This window comes from Vibrio chagasii (assembly GCA_041879415.1).
In the GTDB taxonomy this organism is placed as follows: Bacteria; Pseudomonadota; Gammaproteobacteria; order Enterobacterales; family Vibrionaceae; genus Vibrio.
The window spans coordinates 1,071,426-1,090,856 of sequence record CP090851.1 but is presented as its reverse complement, the minus strand read 5'-3'; the positions used below and the strand labels follow the sequence as shown (position 1 = coordinate 1,090,856).

Here is a 19,431-nt window from a genome sequence, read left to right as displayed (position 1 = left end):
TTATGCCGGATGCAAAACCAAACAAGTCAGGTAACGTAAAGAAAACGGTAGGTATCTCTGCTCTAGCCTCTGTCGCGTTTTTTACTGTCGCTTCTAGCGTCATTCTTTTAACACCCCTCAATGCTTATCTGGTTTGGGCCCTTGCCACGGCTGCCATTTTATCAACCTTGGTTGGTGTCATTTGCTACTGGGTAGTGATCAAGCGCAGCGCAAAATCACAAGAAGAGTCACTCGACAAAGAGCTGATTCAGAAACGACAAAAGCAGCTGGCTAACCATTTCAACCGTATGATCAGCGGACAAAAACGCAAGACACGTTTAACCAGCCGATATGACCAGCCTATCTATTTGCTGTTAAGCCAAAATCCGAACAAAGACAAAAGCATCATCACGCAAATGGGTTATGAGGCGTATAAGCTTGACGACTTTGGCAATGACATCGAATTCCCTATCCTATTTTGGGTTAGCGAGCATTCGATTTTAGTCTCTATCAGTATGGGTGAAGACCAACACCCTGAATATTTGAAAACTCTGTGCCAATCTCTCACCGCGTGGCGACCAAGACAAGCGGCTAACGGCTTGCTGCTCACGACTGACGTGTCATCGCTATTAGAGAACAACGAGCAAATTACCCAACAGGCTGATGAACTCAAGTCGACCATTAAGACATTTAACCAAGCGTTTGGTGTTAGCCTACCGATTTATAACGTTATCTCAAACATGGGAAGTATCAGTGATTTCTGTCAGTTCTTCTCGGCTTTTGATGAGTCAAAGAGAGACGAAGTGTTTGGCGCGACAGCCCCGTATTCCAAACACGGCGGTATCGATGCCGATTGGTTTAATGATGAATATGACCACTTAATCAGTGAACTGATTGCCAATATGAGCAATGCACTTGCTGGGCAGTTGAATCAAGATTATCGAAACTCCATCGCGAGCGCCCCATTCCAGTTTGGTTTATTGAAACAAAACCTGTGGTTGTTTTTAAATCGCCTATACCGCGGAGAACAACTCAGCGATGCACTTCAGTTTAGAGGGTTTTACTTCACTCATGATGGTCAAAGCTCCGCACAATCAGACTTACTGGCAAGCACTGTCTCCTATTCTGTCGGTCACGAGCACTATCAACAGAACGAGCAAGTCCCGGTAAACCAAACCTTGTTTGCCCAATACTTGATGACGCATGTGATCTTGGCAGAACACGAACTGGTCGGTGTGAACAAACGAAAAGAGAATACCCTGCTTGTTAACCAAGTGCTGTTTACACTCTCTTGGATAGGTTTGCTCGCCGCTGTGTTATTGGTGATTAAGTTTGATTTTGATTTCCAGAACCAACGTGAGACCAGAGCCGATGTGATGCTTGAGCGTTACAAAGAAGCAATATCTGCATCGCCGTACGACATTGAGAACATGGCCGATAACATCCCGAACCTGTTCTCACTACAAAGAATCTACAACCTCTACAATCAACCAGAACCTTGGTACACCTTACCGTTTATGCCTAACCCAAGTATTAAGGCAGAGGTCGAAGAGGCGTATTTCGCCGAGTTACAGCAAGTTCTAATCCCTTCAATGGAAAACACGCTGGAGAAAGATCTCTTCGTCTATGTGAACTTAGAAGATCAGTCACAAACCCTCTCTTTGCTGAATAACTATCGCTTACTCTTCAGCAAAGACAGAACCAACGTACAAGAGCTTAAAAATTACTACGTTCGTACGCTGCAAGATCAAGGTGAAGCCGACAGCGTCAACATTGCTCAACTCGAAGTGCTGTTGGATGACATCTTTGCCCGTAATCTGACTCCAGTTAAATCAAACCATGATTTAGAAAGTTTAGCTAAGAAGGTCATCACTCAAACCGGTATTGAGACGCTGCTGTACGAACACATTCAGAGCTCACCAGATTACTCAAAACGTGTCGATATTCGTGGTGAACTGGGTGATAACTTCAATTCGGTATTCAAATTCTCACCAAGTTTTGCTGGTTACCTAGTTCCATATATCTACACACCGACGGGCTTTAATGAACTCGACTTATCGGTGAACTCCCCGACTTTAATGTCTGCATTACAATCTTATGAAGGTGTGGCGGGCGCGTACCCGAGTGCATTGGAGCTTCACCGTATTAGCCGAGAACTCAAGCAGACTTACCAAAACGATTACATTAACTATTGGCGTGACCTAATTCGTAATGTTGAAGTCAAAGAAGTTGCCGACCCGACACAGTTAAAAAATGCATTAACTAGCCTATCTGAAGCAAGCAATAACCCAATCGTTAGCTTGTATTCAACGATTGCTAAATACACCTATGTGGAGCTTGAAATCCCCGCTCAGGATGACAAAAAACAAGACCCTGCAAGCATGCCGATTCAAGATCCTGATAAAAAGGAATCCGCTCGTCAAATATCACTCAGTTTCCAAGCCTACAAAAAGCAAGTTACCGCTAGTGACCAAGGTAAAAAGCCAATAGACAACCTACTTACAGCGTTTATCAACGCGAATAAGTGGGGATATAAGTTTTACGAGGCCAAAGAGCCGCAGAAGGTCGCCTTTGATACGCTATCTGCGACTCTACAGGCTGGTAATCCTATTGCTTCACTTGCGAGCTTATCCAGCAATCACTTAGAAGTCGCTGAAGAGCTGGTGAACAAAGTGGTTCATCAAAGCAATGAAACCGTGATGTCACTGGCTCATGACTATCTGAATACTGCTTGGTCGAACGAGATCTATCAGCCTTATCAACAACGTTTGGCTTCGTTTTATCCGTTCAATCGAAAATCAAAATCTGACGTGAGTGTTGCCGACGTTAAAGCCTTCTTCGTGACCAATGGGATTGTCGATAAGTTCCACCAGACGCGCCTCAATGGCTTTATCAAGAACAGTGATGAAGCGCCCTATTTGCCGGGTTTACTACCGGGGACTGGGTTGTCAATTACACCTGACGTTTGGACAATGATGGATAAAGCAGCCGATATCAAAAGTGCGCTGTTCTTGGCCGATCCGTCCAATGTGTTGATCAATTTCCAATTGAAAGCCGTCGATATGACACCGAACATCACCGAGTTTTCCATCATCTCAGATAAACCTATCTTTACTTACCGACATGGCCCAACGCTGTGGAGCCAACAATCATGGCAAGGTGATGCGAAGTTCATCGAAAAACTCGGTGTTCAACTCAATGCTCAAGACTCAACCATAGGCCAAGATACTGTGAAAGGTACATGGAGCTGGTTCCGCTTATTTGAGCCAAACGTGAACTTTACGTCTGCTCAAAACACCCAAGTTGAATTCGTCTATGGAGACAGTAAAGTGAAGCTCACCATCAAAACCCAAGGGCAATCAAACCCATTTGTCCCAGGGTTCTTCTCAGGGTTTTCTCTGCCAAGTGGAATTTAATAGCGCTCCGTCTAATAGCTCGCCCTCCCCATCAAGGCGAGCTGCACCCATCGAAGATGATGCCTCTTCTAACCAGACGAGTTCAACTGATGAACAGCTCAGACGTGCGATCCAAAAACATGGTTATACCGACCTTGCTCGCTTAAGCTCGCGAGTATTTATAGCTCAGCATCGTAGCTGGGGATTGGTCACTATCAAATATGCTCATGAACTAAAACACCGCCACTATCTAAAACAAGAGGCAGAGTTTCTCTATTCCAACACAGATTTGGATACACAAGGCACTTACCCAAAATATCTCGACTACTTCTCTAACTACCAACAAGACTTTCTAGTACTTTCCTACATTAGTGGTCAAACACTGCGGGAGATACTAAACGACTCAAACCTACCTGAGTGTTCGTCTTTTCAATTTATTAGCTCACTAGAAACCGCTATAAACCAAATCCATAGACTTGGATTCGTTCATGGTGATCTTAAGCCATCCAATATAATCATGAGTGAACAAGGACGGGCGCATCTTATCGACTTTGGGTCTGTCACCCAAATGGGAACGGATAGAGAAAAGCTTCGCTTTAACAGCTACACCCCTCGATATTCTAGAGAGCACACTATCACGAGCAAATTGGACGATTGGTTCGCACTCGCGGTGATATTGGAAGAACTTTCGAATATAGGAAGCTTACCGAGTCGTTATCAGGTCCTTCTCAAACAACACCGCTAACCCAACGGTATCAGCAGACACAAAAAAGCGGATGACCAATCATCCGCATTTATTCTATTTCAGGAAAACTGATTTTCGTTATAGTTATTCAGGAACCAACAGAGATTCCAAACCACCAGCAACCGTCGCTGCGAGTGCTTTAGGCGCTAGGCTCTCTTTTACACTCTCTTTGATCGTCGTGCCATTGAAGAAGTTTTTAACCTGCTGTTTTCTTACTGCTTTAGTAAATGCTTTTTCATCTGTTCCCGGTATAAAGTTAGGCTCACCGCGTGCAGCATTGAGCACCTGTTTCACTCCTGGCTTATTACTCTCTAACGCGATTTCACTATTGGCGATAAACGCCTTCGCCTCTTCTTGCAGAGTAGCGTAAGCACTCAGGGTCGACTTCTGGAAAGACAACTTTATAACAGAAGGATCCGTGTTCACTTTAAAACCAAACTTTCGCTTAATTCTACGCGTTAAACGAGTCTTCATGTTTGGTGGTGGTGGCGTAATGTCGGTTATTGATAAGAAGTTATATGGAGAGCTATAACACGGCATGCACACCATGTATGACGCAATCACGGGGATCTCTTCCATTTTCATCTTGAACCAATCACGGAAGAAATTAGCGCCGATCACGTCTCTCTTTTGATTAAGCATCAGACACTCTTGCTTAAACTTACGAAACTTTCTTTCCATTACCCATTTGTCGTATAAGCCGCGGAAAAAATTAAAAATAGACAGAACCGCTTTAACAATACTGGTGACAGTCGCACCGATACCAGAACTCGCTAGGTTAATTGCAATCACACCACCATGCGCCAATGCGATCATTGAATCTTGAACAGCAACAGCACGGATCTCACCACGAATTTTATCTATTACATCGGCGCCCACGCGAGTGGTTGTCATCGAACTCAAATGGCGAGTCTTATGATTGTTTACCGCTTTACCTAAAGCGGAGTAAATTCGACTGGCTGCCTCTTTGATATCATCAATAGCAGGTGCTAAATCTGCGAAGATCTTCTTAACCAAGCTAGGGATCATACTTAGTATTTGGGCTTTGATATCATCCATCGCAATGCTGGTGATGCTCTTCGCATAATCTAGGAACTTCTCTTTGATTTGCTCGGTAATATTTTCAATCATCCCTGCGAGGCTTGTTCCACTCCCTGTCACAGCCTCTGTTATTGTACCGGTTAAACTATCTACTTCTGTTGCCGCAGCCACGGCAATTTTAACTTTGTCGATTTTGGTTACACCCACCAAATCTGCGTTCGCGAATAGCGATAGCATATCTTTCTGAATGAGAGTCAGCCCACTATTTGGCATCACACGTTCTCCCTGTAACAAGTCCACGGTAAATTCGAAAAGTTACTTGAACGACTAAGTACCTCTGAAAAGCTCGAAGTTCGTAAACTTCAACTCGAACAATTCAACCCTGATCGCACTACGACACAATCCATGCAGTTATTCTTTGTTAAATAAAGGTTAACATATAAAATATCTATTCATATTAAGGAAGTCTATTTTTTACTCTCAGATTCCAAAAACCACAATTAACCCTCCGGAAATCATGCATTTCCACCAAATTCCACTACGCTTTATTAGCATGGAATACAGCAATCTGATTAAATTTTTTAGGGACGAAAAATGAATCAAATTACGACAGACAAGCCTATTGTTCTGGTAGTCGACGATATCCCAGATAATATCCATACCCTCTCAGGGATCCTAAACGACGAATTTAAAATCAAAGCTGCTACGTCCGGTGCAAAAGCTTTAAAAATCGCCTCTTCTTCACCGAAACCACACCTTATTCTTCTTGATATTATGATGCCGGAAATGGATGGCTATGAGGTATGCCGCCGACTTAAAAGTGACCCGGTCACTGCGGATATCCCCGTGATCTTTGTTACTGCGAAAACCGATGTCGTCGATGAACAAAAAGGGTTTGAACTTGGCGCCGTTGATTACATCACTAAGCCAGTCAGTCCACCTATTGTGAAAGCTCGTGTGGTGACTCATATTTCTCTCTATGACCAAAACTTAGCGCTTTCTCAAAAAGTGAGGCAGAGAACAGAAGCGTTAGCCATGAGTAGGCTCGAGATTATTCGAAAACTGGGGCGCGCCGCGGAATACAAAGATAATGAAACTGGTATGCACGTTGTACGAATGAGCTACTACTCCAAAATTCTTGCTCAGCAGCTCGATGTTAGTGATGAGTGGGTCGAACTTCTGTTCCAAGCTGCACCAATGCATGACATAGGTAAAATTGGTATCCCCGACTCTATTCTTGGGAAACCCGGAAAGCTCGATGCGGACGAATGGGCAATCATGCAAACCCATGTCACCATTGGCGGCGATATCATTGGAGACAACGACTCTAAGCTACTGATACTCGCTCAAGAAATTGCTCTGTACCACCATGAAAAATGGGATGGCAGTGGCTACCCTCACAAACTTTCAGGCGAAGATATCCCACTAAGCGCACGTATTGTCGCTATTGCCGACGTATTTGATGCGCTCACCAGCGAACGACCATACAAGCAAGCTTGGCCAATCGAAAAAGCGATAGGCCTGATACAAGAAGAAGCTGGCCAGCACTTTGACCCTAACTTGGTGCCGATCTTCATTAGTAAGCTCGACGAGATGCTCACCATCAAAGACTCTTTTACTGATGAACTAGAACACTAAGTACGCTGGTACTTTATGAACACAGGTACTTTATGAATACTGTTTCTAAATTTGCTACTGACTCAAAAATAATCTTAGTCTCCTTTCTGGTTGCTGCCATCGTTGTGTTTTCCGTTGCTGTTGGCGCCTGGATCAACCTCAATAATCGATTAATTGGCGTTGAAGAGTACGCCTCTAGCACCAGATTATTGACTTCCCTTGATAAGCTGCGTGTTTACGAGCTCTCCTTCAGCAACGATTACAACGAACAAGTCATTGAAGAGTTTAATCAAGAAGCAGAACACACCATCCAACTCGCTAACGAATACGAAAGCGAATATGCTGCATCGCTACCTGTTGATTTGCTCACTAAGTACCTGATGCAATTCAAAGAGTATGTCGACATCATCAAGATGAGCCAATCGACTAGAACACTCATGGATGAGCGTTCAAACGCCGCAACAGAGCTGCTACGGGATATGAGGGATCTACATAATCAAGCCATTAATCAAAACAGTCAGAATATAAGGGCACTAAGATTAACCAGCGAAGACCTAACCAACGTCGCCCTAAAAACCAGTCAACTAACCACTCTTGCGGTCAACATACAAAACCTTGAGAAAGAGTACCTGCTCAACGGAAACCTAAAGACCTATTCCTTGGTCAAATTTGAGATGCAAAAAGCTTCACAGTTAGTTTTGGAGCTGCAAGAACAGATCTTAGATGACAAAGGGCAGCAACTTTTAGACATCATTGATAAAGCAAAAAATCGCTACTACACAAACTTAGTCCAGCTCCAAGGCGTACCAGCCTCCTCAACTAAGCTAAGAGCGTCACTCATCAATCAAGTCACACTCAGTGGTTCTGAATTTTCGCGCTCGGTTGGATTACTCTATCAAGCCAAGCAGAGCCAAGTGGCTGAGCTAAATCACCTCGTTTCCCAATCCCAAGCAGAGCTCTCATCTCAATTACTCATAGGGCAAGATCTGCTGGCTATTCGCACACTATTAAGTCGTTCGAATCGATTCAACCGAGACTTTCTGCTTGCCAACTCTAAGGAGCAAAAGCTAATCGCTGAAAAGGTTTCAAACGTTATCAACCAGTTGCAAGCTAAGTCGACTAACGCCCAGCAGCTTCTCGCTCTATACGCACCTAACATAAAAGTGACGGCGTTTGATGAACGCATCAGTGTTTATGAGTCTCAATTTATGGGCTTAGTTAACTCGCAAATACGAGGTCATCAATTACTGGATAGTATGGATAGCAGCTTCGTTGAACTGCGCGACTTTGTATCACAGCGCCACTTAGCAGAGAGTGTCAATGTTAAAGATTCCTCTAGTGTTACCTTCCATCTAGCAGTCGGAGGCGTCATTTTCTTCGCCATTATCTTGCTAATGGGGTTACTCGCCAACAAAGCACATTCGGCTTTAGAAGCCTTCGCACACAGCCTAGCCGAAGCAAGAGATGAGGCCGATGCCGCAAACCAAGCAAAATCCGACTTCCTCGCTAATATGAGTCACGAAATTCGCACACCAATGAACGCCATCATTGGCATGAGTTATCTCGCATTAAAGACTGATTTAACCAAGGCGCAGCGTAACTATATTCACAAAGTGAAGCTCTCGTCCGATACCCTACTCGGTCTAATCAATGACATTCTCGACTTCTCGAAAATCGAAGCCGGTAAGTTAGATATAGAAAACGTCGATTTTCATCTCGAGAATGTACTCGATAACATCACCAATCTAGTCGGCCTACGAGCATCTGAACGAGGGCTCGAACTACTCATCCAAGTTGATAGAGACGTACCAACCAACCTTATCGGTGACCCACTCAGATTAGGACAGATACTGATCAACCTCAGCAATAATGCCGTCAAGTTTACAGAGAAAGGCGAAGTGAAAATCTCCATCTCAGTTGCTGAAAGACAAGGGGATAATATCAAGCTGAAGTTTGCCGTTTCAGATAGTGGTATTGGTATGACGCAGGAACAAGCAGACAAGCTGTTCAACAAGTTCACTCAAGCCGATAGCTCTACAACACGAAAATACGGAGGTACAGGCTTAGGCTTAGCGATCAGTAAGGAGCTTAGCCAGCTTATGGGTGGGGACATTCAAGTCTCGACTGAGCTTGGCAAAGGTTCAACCTTTTCCTTCACCATCTCAACACGCGTGAGCCATTCAATTACACAAAACCGCATTGTAGTACCAGCCTCGATTAATCACTTAAGAGTGCTTGTGGTTGATGATAACGCGAGTGCTCGTTTAATCGTCGGCGATATCTTAGAGTCCCTAAAATTAACGCCAACACTATGCGCTTCTGTCGATGAGGCCATTGTAGAGCTACATTCAGCTGACGATAAAAGTGAGCCGTTTGATTTGATTATCTCAGACTGGAAAATGCCTAAGCGTGACGGGGTTGATCTACTTGCAGAACTGAACAAAGGCTTGCCCCTATCGAAAGCACCTAACATCATGATGCTTACCGCTTATGGCCGCGAAGAATTAACCGAAGCCATCACAGAACGAGGGTTCAGCATACCTAGTATATTGGATAAACCCATCACCTCATCGCACCTTTACGACTCCATCGTCTCGCTTTATGGACTAGATTCAGACCGAGTATCACGTAGTGAATTGGAGCAACAAAATCAACTTGCGAATGTTCAGCAACTCGCAGGCGCGAATATCTTGTTAGTTGAAGATAATGAAATTAACCAAGAGCTGGCAACCGAGCTTTTAGAAGGGCAACAGATCCAAGTGACGGTCGCAGAGAATGGTCAGCAAGCCATAGACCTTTACCACAAAGCAATTGCTGATGGCGCCCCTTTCGATGGCATTTTAATGGACTGCCAAATGCCAGTTATGGATGGTTATGAAGCAACGCAGTACATTCGTAACGAGATAAAAGACGTTAAAACGCCTATTATCGCCATGACCGCAAACGTAATGGAACGAGACAAAGACAAAGCGCTTAATAGTGGTATGAGTGACATCATTGCCAAACCGATCGATGTCGGATCAATGTTCGCCACATTAGCGAACTGGATTTCGCCGGCTAATCCTGTGCAGTTCACAACACCCACTCTACCATCCGAGACTAAATCACAAGATGCAGTTGTAACGCTGCCTATCATAGATGGTTTAGACACTGACATGGGATTACTACGAGCCAGCAATAACCACCAACTGTATTGGAAATTATTGCATCGCTTTGTTGAAGCCTATTCGGACCAACAAGCTTTAAACACTGAACTCACGAGCAGTGCCCAAGCTCGCTATTTACACACTCTAAAAGGCGTTGCAGGTAACCTAGGCGCGACTGAGTTGCACGCGCTATGTGAGAAGCTTGAGTCGAAACCTGCAGACTCGGAACTCATGGAACAAGTGATCACAACGACTGTCGAGTTAAGCCAAGCGCTGGCACAGTCATTCGATAAGTCAAACCCACCTGCTGATGAAAATACTGAGCAATCACAGAATATTGATTCAGTATCTGTGTCGACAAACATCGCGCTGTATAAAGCACTACTCGAAGCCGTCGCCAATGACGACACTGAAGCACTGACCATCGTTCTAAACATTGAGAGTAGCGCTGAGATTGGATTATCAGCCTCAGAGTTCAAGAAACTAGAAAACTCGTTAGAGGAATTTGATTTTGATACAGCTTCTGAAGTGCTAAGAGGCTCCTCCTTAGCCACTGAAACTTAAAGATATTAATCAACGATGAATCAATAGGTAAAGAGAGCTCAGTTAGCTCTCTTTTTTTATTCCTAGATTACCGATATCGCGACATCTCAAAGCTTTCACCCTCCGTGAACTTTATGAACTTTATTCACCCAATGTTCTTTATCCTCAATATCGCCGCATTGAAGACATTTTGTTAACACGCCGTTAACTTTAACTTCATCTGCTTAGCAACACCTAAGAGTGATGTTTAGCAGCTAGATATAAAACATAAGTTTCTCTCCATTGAAGAGATCCCCTACATAAGGAACGTGAACCATGTTCAAGGCACTGAAACCTACTCTTGCGGCTTCTATTATCGCAGCAACCTTTTCTTTCAACACTTTTGCTGCAGACGTAGAAAAAATCCACTTCCTAATCCCTGGCGGCGCTGGTGGCGGTTGGGATATGACAGCACGTGGTACTGGTGATGTACTGGTGAAATCAGACATCGTAGAAAATGTCTCTTTCCAAAACCTATCTGGTGGCGGCGGCGGTAAAGCTATTGCTCACCTAATTGAAACGGCACAACGTCAAGAAGACACATTGATGGTGAATTCTACCCCTATCGTTGTTCGCTCGCTAACGGGTATCTTCCCTCAATCTTTCCGAGACCTAACACCGGTTGCTGCAACGATTGCTGACTATGGTGCGATCGTTGCGTCTGCGGATTCTAAATACAACACTTGGGAAGACGTAGTAAAAGAGTTCGAAAGTAACCCTCGTAAGGTAAAAATCGCTGGTGGCTCTGCACGAGGCAGCATGGATCACCTAGTGGTTGCAGCGGCATTTAAAGGTGAAGGCTTTGATGCTAAGAAAGTTCGTTACATCGCCTACGATGCTGGTGGTAAGGCGATGGCAGCACTGCTTTCTGGTGAGACACAACTGCTATCAACCGGTCTTGGTGAAGTACTAGAGATGTCTAAATCTGGACAAGTAAAAGTACTGGCAGTAACGGCACCAAAACGTCTTGAAGCGGCACCAGATATCCCAACACTAACTGAGTACGGCAATGAAACTGTATTTGCGAACTGGCGTGGCTTCTTCGCGGCTCCAAACACTAGCCAAGCGAAAATCGATGAGTGGAACGAAGCGTTAGGCAAAATGTACAAAACCGATGAGTGGCAAGTGGTTCGTGACCGTAATGGCTGGATCGATAACTACAAAGCTGACAAAGACTTCTACGCCTTCTTAGAAGATCAAGAAAAACAGATGGGCGACCTAATGCGTGAGCTAGGGTTCTTGAAGTAACCAATAACGATAGAGGGTCATAGTGCCCTCTTACTCTTTCCTTGTTTCGCCGTACATGAGTTTACTAAAACTCCTTTGTTTATTCGTAACGTATTACCAAAGCTTGCCGATTCGTTGTACACGCAAGTGGCTAAAGCAGCACTGTAATTCGCTTACCTTCGGTTAGTGATCCCAGACATTACTCATTAACTCGCTCATATACGGCTTTTTTACTTTCTACACACCCCAAATGGAGTTGGATATGTCGGACTTACCAACCAAATTTTTTAGCAAAGAGTCTCTGCTTTCGAGTGATCGTCTCGGCGCAATGATCTTCCTGCTAGCGTGCTTGTGCTACGGCTACCAAACTACCCTAATTCCGCTATTTCCCGGTGATGAGTACGAACCCTTTACCGCGAGAACATTGCCTACCCTGCTGACTTTCATTGGTATCGGCCTTTCACTGATTTTGCTTGTTACTGGCCAACCAGACAAAAAGCTTAAGTGTGAAACCGCGCCTTTGAACTGGAAACTACTGATTGGTTTCTTAGTGCTAATGGCGTTTTACGGCGTTGGACTGACATACCTAGGCTTCGTTTTAGCAACAAGTTTCTTCTTGCTTGCTGGCTTTTACCTACTGGGAGAGCGCCGCAAGTCAATCTTGTTTGGCGCATCGTTTCCTTTCGTTATCGCGTTCTTTCTTCTTTTAACTCAAGGCTTAGATATCTACCTAGAGCCTGGTTTAATCTTCACTCTTTGGTAGGGACAACATTATGTTAGACGGAATTTTACAAGGACTTTCGACCGCCGTGATGCCAATGAACATCATGATGGTTATCGTGGGCTGTTTCGTTGGTACCTTCATCGGTATGCTTCCAGGATTAGGTCCAATCTCAGCGATTGCTTTGATGATCCCTATCACCTATGGTCTAGACCCTTCTTCTGGCCTTATCTTGATGGCAGGTGTTTACTATGGCGCGGTATTTGGCGGCTCGACGTCATCAATCCTAATCAACGCTCCAGGTTGTTCTTCAACAGTTGTAACCGCTTTCGACGGCTACCCAATGGCGCAAAAAGGCCAAGCAGGTAAAGCTCTGGCACTTGCGGCCTACTCCTCTTTCACAGGTGGTACGCTTTCAGCGATAATGCTTTTGATTGCAGCTCCGGCTTTAGCAAGCGTATCACTGAGCTTCCAGTCTTCTGACTACTTTGCACTGATGCTATTAGGTCTATCTGCTGTAGCAGCATTTGCTGGCCCGGGTCAGGTTATCAAAGCGTGGATGATGACTATCTTAGGCTTAATGCTATCAACCGTAGGTATCGACAAAGGTGTTGGGGTCGAGCGTTTCACATTCGGCCTAACCGACTTAATGGACGGTTTTAGCTTCCTACTACTGGCGATGGCAACCTTTGCTCTGGGCGAAACCTTAATGGGCATTCTTAAACCAGAAAAAGACACCAGTGCTGAAGAAAGCCAAAAGATGTCTGATATCGGCAGCATGAAAGTGACCAAAGAAGAGATCAAAGAGGTCGCGCCGGTTTCAATTCGCTCTTCAATCCTTGGCTTCTTTACAGGTGTATTACCGGGCGCAGGTGCCACTATTGCTGCATTCCTAAGTTACGGCATGGAGCGTAGCCTTGCACCAAAAGACAAACAGAAAGAATTCGGTCAAGGAAGCATTCGCGGTCTTGTTGCTCCAGAATCAGCAAACAACGCGGCTTCAAGCGGCTCGTTCGTACCACTGCTAACGCTTGGTATTCCTGGCTCTGGTACAACAGCTATCATGCTTGGCGCGTTAATCGCTTACGGTATTCAGCCTGGTCCTCGTCTGTTTGTTGAGCATCCAGATGTATTCTGGTCGGTAATCATCTCTATGTACTTTGGTAACATCGTACTGGTTATCTTGAACCTACCGCTTATCCCGTACATTTCTAAACTGTTGGCTGTACCGAGAACCGTATTGCTACCAATGATTTTGTTCTTCTCAATCACAGGTGTTTACTTGGTCTCTTTCAACACCATGGATGTATTTGTGATGCTGATTATTGCGATGGCAGCCATTGCATTGAGGCTGGCTAACTTCCCTCTCGCACCGCTACTGCTTGGCTTTATCTTAGGTGGTTTGATGGAAGAGAACTTAAGACGAGCACTGATGATCAGTGATGGTGAACTGAGCTTCCTTTGGGAAAGACCAATTACAATGACATTTACGATCCTAGCCGTGTTGGTTCTTGCAAGCCCAATTCTAGTTAAACTCTTCAAGAGCTTTAGAGCAAAACCTGTCGAGGCGTAACCAACATTCACACATAGTGCAAAATACGAAACCCAAAAGGAGCCTCTGGCTCCTTTTCTCTTACCCACCGCAGAGAATAAACACAACTCCAAGATGGTAGCAAACTCACAAACTCACGCTTTTAAAGCGCTCAGCTCTGATATTCTTAACAAAATAAAGTAAGGTAACCAGTCATTTAACGCGTTGGATTCAAAACTATGGATTGGTTGATTCTATTTTTATCAGGAGTAATCGGTGGTGTGCTTAACTCTATTGCTGGAGGAGGCAGCTTCATAACCTTCCCTGCTCTATTGTTTGCTGGCGTCCCTCCGATTGCGGCCAACGCCACGAATACTTTCGCCTCTTGTGCCGGCTACATCAGTGGCGCATACGCTTTACGTCATGAGATTCAGTCCGGTACCAAGCAACTCAAACTCGTTATCGCTTTATGCGTGCTAGGTGGCGGTATTGGTGCTTTCTTGTTGTTGCACACGCCAGAAGCTCTATTTACCCAGTCTGTGCCTTGGTTACTGCTTTTTGCCGCACTACTGTTTACCTTTGGTGGGACACTAAACAAATGGCTTAAGCAAGCAACCGCGAAACACAAACACGCCACCAGCGCTGGGGCATTTTTTTCAGCACTATTACTACTGATTGTTTGTATCTACGGAGGCTATTTCAATGCGGGTTTAGGCATAGTGACATTGAGCTACTTGGCTCTGGCTGGCTACACCAATATTAATGTTATGAATGGCATCAAGTTACTGGTTTCGGCTTGTGCTTCCCTCGCTGCGATAGTCTTTTTTATCGTCAAAGGTTCGATTGACTGGCCATCGGGTATAGCAGTTTTAATGGGAACCTTGGTTGGTGGTTATTACTCAGCCAAAGTCTCTCGTCGTATTCCACAACAATACGTTCGAAATACAGTGATCATTGCTAGTTTCTTAATCACGGCCTACTTTTTTTACGCCAGTTAAACGAAGAATTTTTGTTACTCATGTAAGAGTGACTATCTACACAACGTTACTCTCGAACTAGCCAGACTGCTATTCTATTGCTTATATAATAGCCACCTTGGAATGTGTGAATACCGTCATCGAATTAGTAAATTTGATATTAATTTAGGCTATTTTTTAGCCTTTACTATGAACAAAGTGGGATAATTCTCCTGTCGAAAATGAGACTTCATTAGGAGGCGTTATGAACATTAAACTCGGTCATGTCATGTCATCAAGTCGACTCATTTGCTTTGTCGCTTTTCTTGCCGCAACGTTCGCGTGGATCTTAAAAATGCCTGCTCTGTTTTCTGTATCTGCGCTTTTCTTACTGGTCAGCGCCATCGTTTATGTCGTCGATATCTGGAAGAACCAAAAGAGAAATCGCGAAGCTTAAGACTTAACAGCACTAAGCTGAATACACGAAAAAAGGAGCGCTTAGGCTCCTTTTGTATTTTGTGTTCATCGCTTTTTAGGCGTAGCGCTCGTCTCTAGAGGCGCCCCATTTATCGACGCCTTCTTATTAACGACGCTTTCTTATTATCGACGCTTTCTTGTTAACGACGAAAATTACGACCGTTGCCGCCGCGACGAGCTTTAAATGCAGAAGCCGCTTTCGCTTGAGAAGCTTGAATCGACTCGACTGTTAGCTCCATAGGCTCACGAGGTTCTAGCCCGTGGCGGAATGTACGTGAACGCGGAGGCATTTGGTATTCAATGTCTGACGCTTTAGGCATACGCTTGAAACGGTAAAGGTAGAAGTTTTCAACCTTTTCACGAGCCCACTCTGTCTTCTTAAGGTATTTAACAGCACTTGCGATAGTTGGCTTAGTGTTAAAGCAGTTCATACGCATTGCCGCATCTAAAATCTCCCAACCATAATGATCCACTAATTCAGTGATCATGGTTTCAAGCTTTAAGCCATGCAGTGGGTTATTTCGTTGCAGTTCGATTCTTTCTTCTTCAGTCATAACATTACCTTTTTCAAGGCAGATCAACGCCTTGAATATACGCGAGAACACCGTCATCACTGACCGCTTCTTGCTCAATCACTTAGGCATTATGTCCATTGCCCTTATTTATGTCGTTATGATGGCATAAAGCGCGTCGGTTATCCTATTTATCTTTTCATTTAATTTTAAAACGTTCATTAAATGCTCTGACACTCAACATTTGTGCTAGCTGTTGTTTGGACCTACACAAACAAAAGTGCGAGTTAACAAAAATGATGAGAACAAACTGAAATAGCCTTTATTTTTTTATTGTTATTATCTTTTATCCGCACGCAGTGCTATGGTTTGAGTAACGTCGAAAAATAAAAATACCCCTACTAAACAATGATATAACTATAAATAAAGGTTGGCTTGCAACATGTTTGACTACTCCCAGATCAATAGAGTAGCCGCACAGGATAAGGACATTATCGCCATCGTAGATGACCTTTTCCGGCTAGCTCGTGAACATTACCCCTCATTATCACGGCTCTCGGTCATATTATGCAGTGACAATCGAGCATCGAACTATTTTGTGTCAGATGCCCTGAGTAAAGAAGCTGAACATCGTTATATTGATCTAGAAATAAAACCAGAATCAGCGTTGTCCCGATTAGCAGAATCTCTCGATACTCGCATCATTCACGATCTCAGTTCGACTCCACTAACAGAGCAAACTTGCCATTTATTAAAGCTCGGCCATCAGAGCAGTTACACAACCCCTATTCACTATCAAGAACATAATCTTGGGTTTGTATTCGTGAATGCCTCATCGATTGGGTTCTTTTCTAAATCATCAATACAATGCGATATGGCTTATCTCACTCAAGTCATCTCAAGCTTGTTCATTCAACTGTTCGAGCGGCAACGTCACTTCCAATCTTCCTTAGCCATTGCACTGAATATGGGACACGCTCGCGATCCGGAAACCAAAGAGCATCTGATTAGAATGGGCAAATACAGTGAACAATTGGCTCGGACCCTGTCAAATACAAACACAGAAATTACCCACCAGTTCATCCATCGTATTCGCTTATATGCGCCCTTTCACGATATCGGGAAATACCGAATTCCAGATAATGTATTGTTCAGTACCGAGCGTTTCTCCGATGAGGAAAAAGCAATAATGAACAACCATACGTTATATGGGGAAGACATGATTAACGATGTGGTGTCGCTATCTCACCACAGTTCAATGTGTTTAAAAGAAATTCGGTTCATCAAGAATATCGTTCGTCATCACCACGAAAGGTTTGACGGTTCAGGACTACCCGACGCCTTAAAAGGCCAAGCCATACCGTTGGAAGCCAGAATAGTGACCTTAGCGGATGTGTTTGATGCGCTGATGAGTAAAAGAGCCTATAAGCGAGCATGGACATTAAGTGAAGTGATGGAATACATAGAGGTACACAACGGTTCGATGTTTGACCCACAGTGTGTCAAAGCGCTGAAACAGAACCTCGACTACTTCCTGTCAATTAGAAAGCAATATAACGACGATATTCAACCCCAAGCCATGACAGCTTAGTTAGGGCGTGTTGTTCTTTCGAGCTGGTTTTTGCAGCGAGTTGCTGGGTATTTGTACAAGGCTGAGGCTTTGACGTGTAGCTAGCCTACATGAGAAGCCGATAACGCAGTAGAAATGACCAGCAAACGCTGCCCGAAGGGTTCGAGCTGGGCGCCCCCGCAAAAAGCGTTTTACTCTTTGTTGAGGGAGATTTGCTTAGAATGACTAGGCTACTTCCCCCTCGCCGCGATTAAAACGCTTTTGACTAGGCGTCCCCATCCGAACAAAATTTAACCACGAAAGATCAACACGGCCTAGTACTTAACCTGCAAGATCTCAATTTAATATCAAGCGTTAACTAAACCACACACAACAAAAAAGGATGCCAATTGGCATCCTTTTGATTTCTAGCTTTCACATTTAAAAGCATCTGAGCTCTTAACAGCTTCTCACTACGATTATACGTCGTAAGTTGTAGAAGCAGTGTCGCCGCCTGTACCAGTCCAGTTTGTGTGGAAGAACTCACCACGTGGACGGTCAGTACGCTCGTAAGTGTGAGCACCGAAGTAGTCACGTTGAGCTTGAAGCAGGTTAGCTGGTAGACGTGCAGTTGTGTAACCGTCTAGGAAAGATAGCGCAGAAATCGTACATGGCATTGGGATACCAGACTCTAGAGATTTCGCTGCTACTTTACGCCATGCCGCTAGGCTGCTTTGTAGGATGTTTTTGAAGTACTCGTCAGAACCTAGGAACGCGATGTCTGGGTTTGCTTCGTACGCATCACGGATGTTGCCTAGGAATGCAGAACGGATGATACAACCACCACGCCACATTAGTGCTACGTTACCGTAGTTTAGATCCCAGCCGTTCTCGTTAGATGCTTCGCGCATTAGCATGAAACCTTGAGCGTAAGAGATGATCTTAGAAGCTAGTAGAGCTTGACGTAGTGCATCAACCCACTCTTGCTTGTCACCTTCAACTGGAGTAATTGTCTTGCCGAATAGAGTTTCAGCTTCAACACGTTGATCTTTCAATGCAGATAGGCAACGAGAGAATACAGACTCAGAGATAAGCGTTAGAGGAATACCAAGGTCTAATGCGTTGATACCTGTCCACTTACCAGTACCCTTTTGGCCTGCAGTGTCTAGGATTTTCTCAACTAGCGCTTCACCGTCTTCATCTTTGTAGCCAAGGATGTCAGCAGTGATTTCAACTAGGTAGCTGTCTAGCTCAGTCTTGTTCCAATCAGCAAACACAGCTTGCATCTCGTCAGCAGACATACCTAGGCCATCTTTCATGAACTGGTAAGCTTCAGTGATAAGCTGCATGTCACCGTATTCGATGCCGTTGTGTACCATCTTAACGAAGTGACCAGCACCGTCGTTACCAACCCAGTCACAACAAGGCTCGCCAGCGTCAGTTTTTGCAGAGATACCTTGGAAGATTGGCTTAACCGCTTCCCAAGCTTCAGCTGCGCCGCCTGGCATGATTGAAGGACCGAAACGAGCGCCTTCTTCACCACCAGATACACCAGTACCGATGAAGTGGATGCCTTTTTCACGACAGTGCGCTACGCGACGGTTAGTGTCTGGGTAGTTAGTGTTACCACCATCAATGATGATGTCGCCTTCGTCTAGAAGTGGGATTAGGTTGTCGATGAACGTGTCTACAACGTCACCAGCACGAACCATAAGCATCACTTTACGTGGCGTTTCTAGTTTCTCTACTAGCTCTTCTAGAGAGTAAGCACCAACAATGTTAGTACCTTTAGCTGGGCCTTCTAGAAACTCGTCTACTTTCGCAGCAGTACGGTTGTGAGCCACAACTTTGAAGCCGTGGTCGTTCATGTTTAGGATAAGGTTCTGACCCATTACTGCTAGGCCAATTACACCGATATCACCTTTCATTATTTATATCTCCTTGCGGCTAGTC

At 44.5% G+C, this 19,431-nt stretch carries 13 protein-coding genes; 10 read left to right on the top strand and 3 right to left on the bottom strand.

The window, feature by feature from the left end:
- Nucleotides 1-2 precede the first annotated feature (2 nt).
- Together tssM and L0991_04785 are read left to right on the top strand one after the other, a co-directional pair.
- On the top strand, nt 3-3,395 hold the full coding sequence (gene tssM, locus L0991_04790) for a type VI secretion system membrane subunit TssM (GenBank protein XGB63385.1): 3,393 nt from the start codon (nt 3-5) through the stop codon (nt 3,393-3,395).
- Nucleotides 3,385-4,119, top strand: coding sequence for an AarF/UbiB family protein (locus tag L0991_04785; GenBank protein XGB63384.1), 735 nt, complete (start codon nt 3,385-3,387; stop codon nt 4,117-4,119). The genes tssM and L0991_04785 overlap by 11 nt, the downstream gene beginning before the upstream one ends.
- 84 nt (nt 4,120-4,203) lie before the next feature.
- On the opposite strand, the gene L0991_04780 is transcribed toward L0991_04785, so the two are convergent.
- On the bottom strand, nt 4,204-5,436 hold the full coding sequence (locus tag L0991_04780; protein ID XGB63383.1) for a hypothetical protein: 1,233 nt from the start codon (nt 5,434-5,436) through the stop codon (nt 4,204-4,206).
- Nucleotides 5,437-5,754: 318 nt separating this feature from the next.
- On the opposite strand from L0991_04780, the gene L0991_04775 reads away from it, so the two are divergent.
- From L0991_04775 to L0991_04745, 7 genes are all read left to right on the top strand, one after another.
- Nucleotides 5,755-6,798 carry a two-component system response regulator gene (locus L0991_04775; GenBank protein XGB63382.1) on the top strand — a complete coding sequence of 348 codons (1,044 nt, stop codon included), beginning with the start codon at nt 5,755-5,757 and terminating at the stop codon, nt 6,796-6,798.
- A 32-nt stretch (nt 6,799-6,830) separates the two neighbouring features.
- Nucleotides 6,831-10,487, top strand: coding sequence for a response regulator (locus tag L0991_04770; GenBank protein ID XGB63381.1), 3,657 nt, complete (start codon nt 6,831-6,833; stop codon nt 10,485-10,487).
- Nucleotides 10,488-10,781: 294 nt separating this feature from the next.
- Nucleotides 10,782-11,753 (top strand): tripartite tricarboxylate transporter substrate binding protein, encoded by a 972-nt coding sequence (locus L0991_04765; protein ID XGB63380.1) that lies wholly within the window; start codon nt 10,782-10,784, stop codon nt 11,751-11,753.
- 241 nt (nt 11,754-11,994) lie between these two features.
- On the top strand, nt 11,995-12,495 hold the full coding sequence (locus L0991_04760; protein XGB63379.1) for a tripartite tricarboxylate transporter TctB family protein: 501 nt from the start codon (nt 11,995-11,997) through the stop codon (nt 12,493-12,495).
- A 10-nt stretch (nt 12,496-12,505) separates the two neighbouring features.
- Nucleotides 12,506-14,026, top strand: a complete 1,521-nt coding sequence (locus tag L0991_04755; protein ID XGB63378.1) for a tripartite tricarboxylate transporter permease — start codon at nt 12,506-12,508, stop codon at nt 14,024-14,026.
- A 197-nt stretch (nt 14,027-14,223) separates the two neighbouring features.
- Nucleotides 14,224-14,982, top strand: a complete 759-nt coding sequence (locus L0991_04750) for a sulfite exporter TauE/SafE family protein (GenBank protein XGB63377.1) — start codon at nt 14,224-14,226, stop codon at nt 14,980-14,982.
- A 223-nt stretch (nt 14,983-15,205) separates the two neighbouring features.
- Nucleotides 15,206-15,397 carry a hypothetical protein gene (locus L0991_04745; protein XGB63376.1) on the top strand — a complete coding sequence of 64 codons (192 nt, stop codon included), beginning with the start codon at nt 15,206-15,208 and terminating at the stop codon, nt 15,395-15,397.
- Between the two features lie 160 nt (nt 15,398-15,557).
- On the opposite strand, the gene L0991_04740 is transcribed toward L0991_04745, so the two are convergent.
- Nucleotides 15,558-15,971, bottom strand: coding sequence for a VF530 family DNA-binding protein (locus L0991_04740; protein XGB63375.1), 414 nt, complete (start codon nt 15,969-15,971; stop codon nt 15,558-15,560).
- A gap of 400 nt (nt 15,972-16,371) precedes the next feature.
- Here L0991_04740 and L0991_04735 point away from each other — a divergent pair, with 400 nt between their 5' ends.
- Nucleotides 16,372-17,520, top strand: coding sequence for an HD domain-containing protein (locus L0991_04735; GenBank protein ID XGB63374.1), 1,149 nt, complete (start codon nt 16,372-16,374; stop codon nt 17,518-17,520).
- A gap of 437 nt (nt 17,521-17,957) precedes the next feature.
- Here the strand turns inward: L0991_04735 and gnd are convergent, their stop codons facing one another.
- Nucleotides 17,958-19,406, bottom strand: a complete 1,449-nt coding sequence (gnd, locus tag L0991_04730) for a decarboxylating NADP(+)-dependent phosphogluconate dehydrogenase (GenBank protein ID XGB63373.1) — start codon at nt 19,404-19,406, stop codon at nt 17,958-17,960.
- Between the last annotated feature and the right edge of the window lie 25 nt (nt 19,407-19,431).

What these genes read in the sequence shown, in the direction of transcription:
- tssM (XGB63385.1), top strand. Translation starts at nt 3, where the DNA reads ATGCCGGATGCAAAACCAAACAAGTCAGGTAACGTAAAGAAAACGGTA.
- L0991_04775 (XGB63382.1), top strand. Translation starts at nt 5,755, where the DNA reads ATGAATCAAATTACGACAGACAAGCCTATTGTTCTGGTAGTCGACGAT.
- L0991_04770 (XGB63381.1), top strand. Translation starts at nt 6,831, where the DNA reads ATGAATACTGTTTCTAAATTTGCTACTGACTCAAAAATAATCTTAGTC.
- L0991_04765 (XGB63380.1), top strand. Translation starts at nt 10,782, where the DNA reads ATGTTCAAGGCACTGAAACCTACTCTTGCGGCTTCTATTATCGCAGCA.
- L0991_04760 (XGB63379.1), top strand. Translation starts at nt 11,995, where the DNA reads ATGTCGGACTTACCAACCAAATTTTTTAGCAAAGAGTCTCTGCTTTCG.
- L0991_04755 (XGB63378.1), top strand. Translation starts at nt 12,506, where the DNA reads ATGTTAGACGGAATTTTACAAGGACTTTCGACCGCCGTGATGCCAATG.
- L0991_04750 (XGB63377.1), top strand. Translation starts at nt 14,224, where the DNA reads ATGGATTGGTTGATTCTATTTTTATCAGGAGTAATCGGTGGTGTGCTT.
- L0991_04745 (XGB63376.1), top strand. Translation starts at nt 15,206, where the DNA reads ATGAACATTAAACTCGGTCATGTCATGTCATCAAGTCGACTCATTTGC.
- L0991_04740 (XGB63375.1), bottom strand. Translation starts at nt 15,971, where the DNA reads ATGACTGAAGAAGAAAGAATCGAACTGCAACGAAATAACCCACTGCAT.
- L0991_04735 (XGB63374.1), top strand. Translation starts at nt 16,372, where the DNA reads ATGTTTGACTACTCCCAGATCAATAGAGTAGCCGCACAGGATAAGGAC.
- gnd (XGB63373.1), bottom strand. Translation starts at nt 19,406, where the DNA reads ATGAAAGGTGATATCGGTGTAATTGGCCTAGCAGTAATGGGTCAGAAC.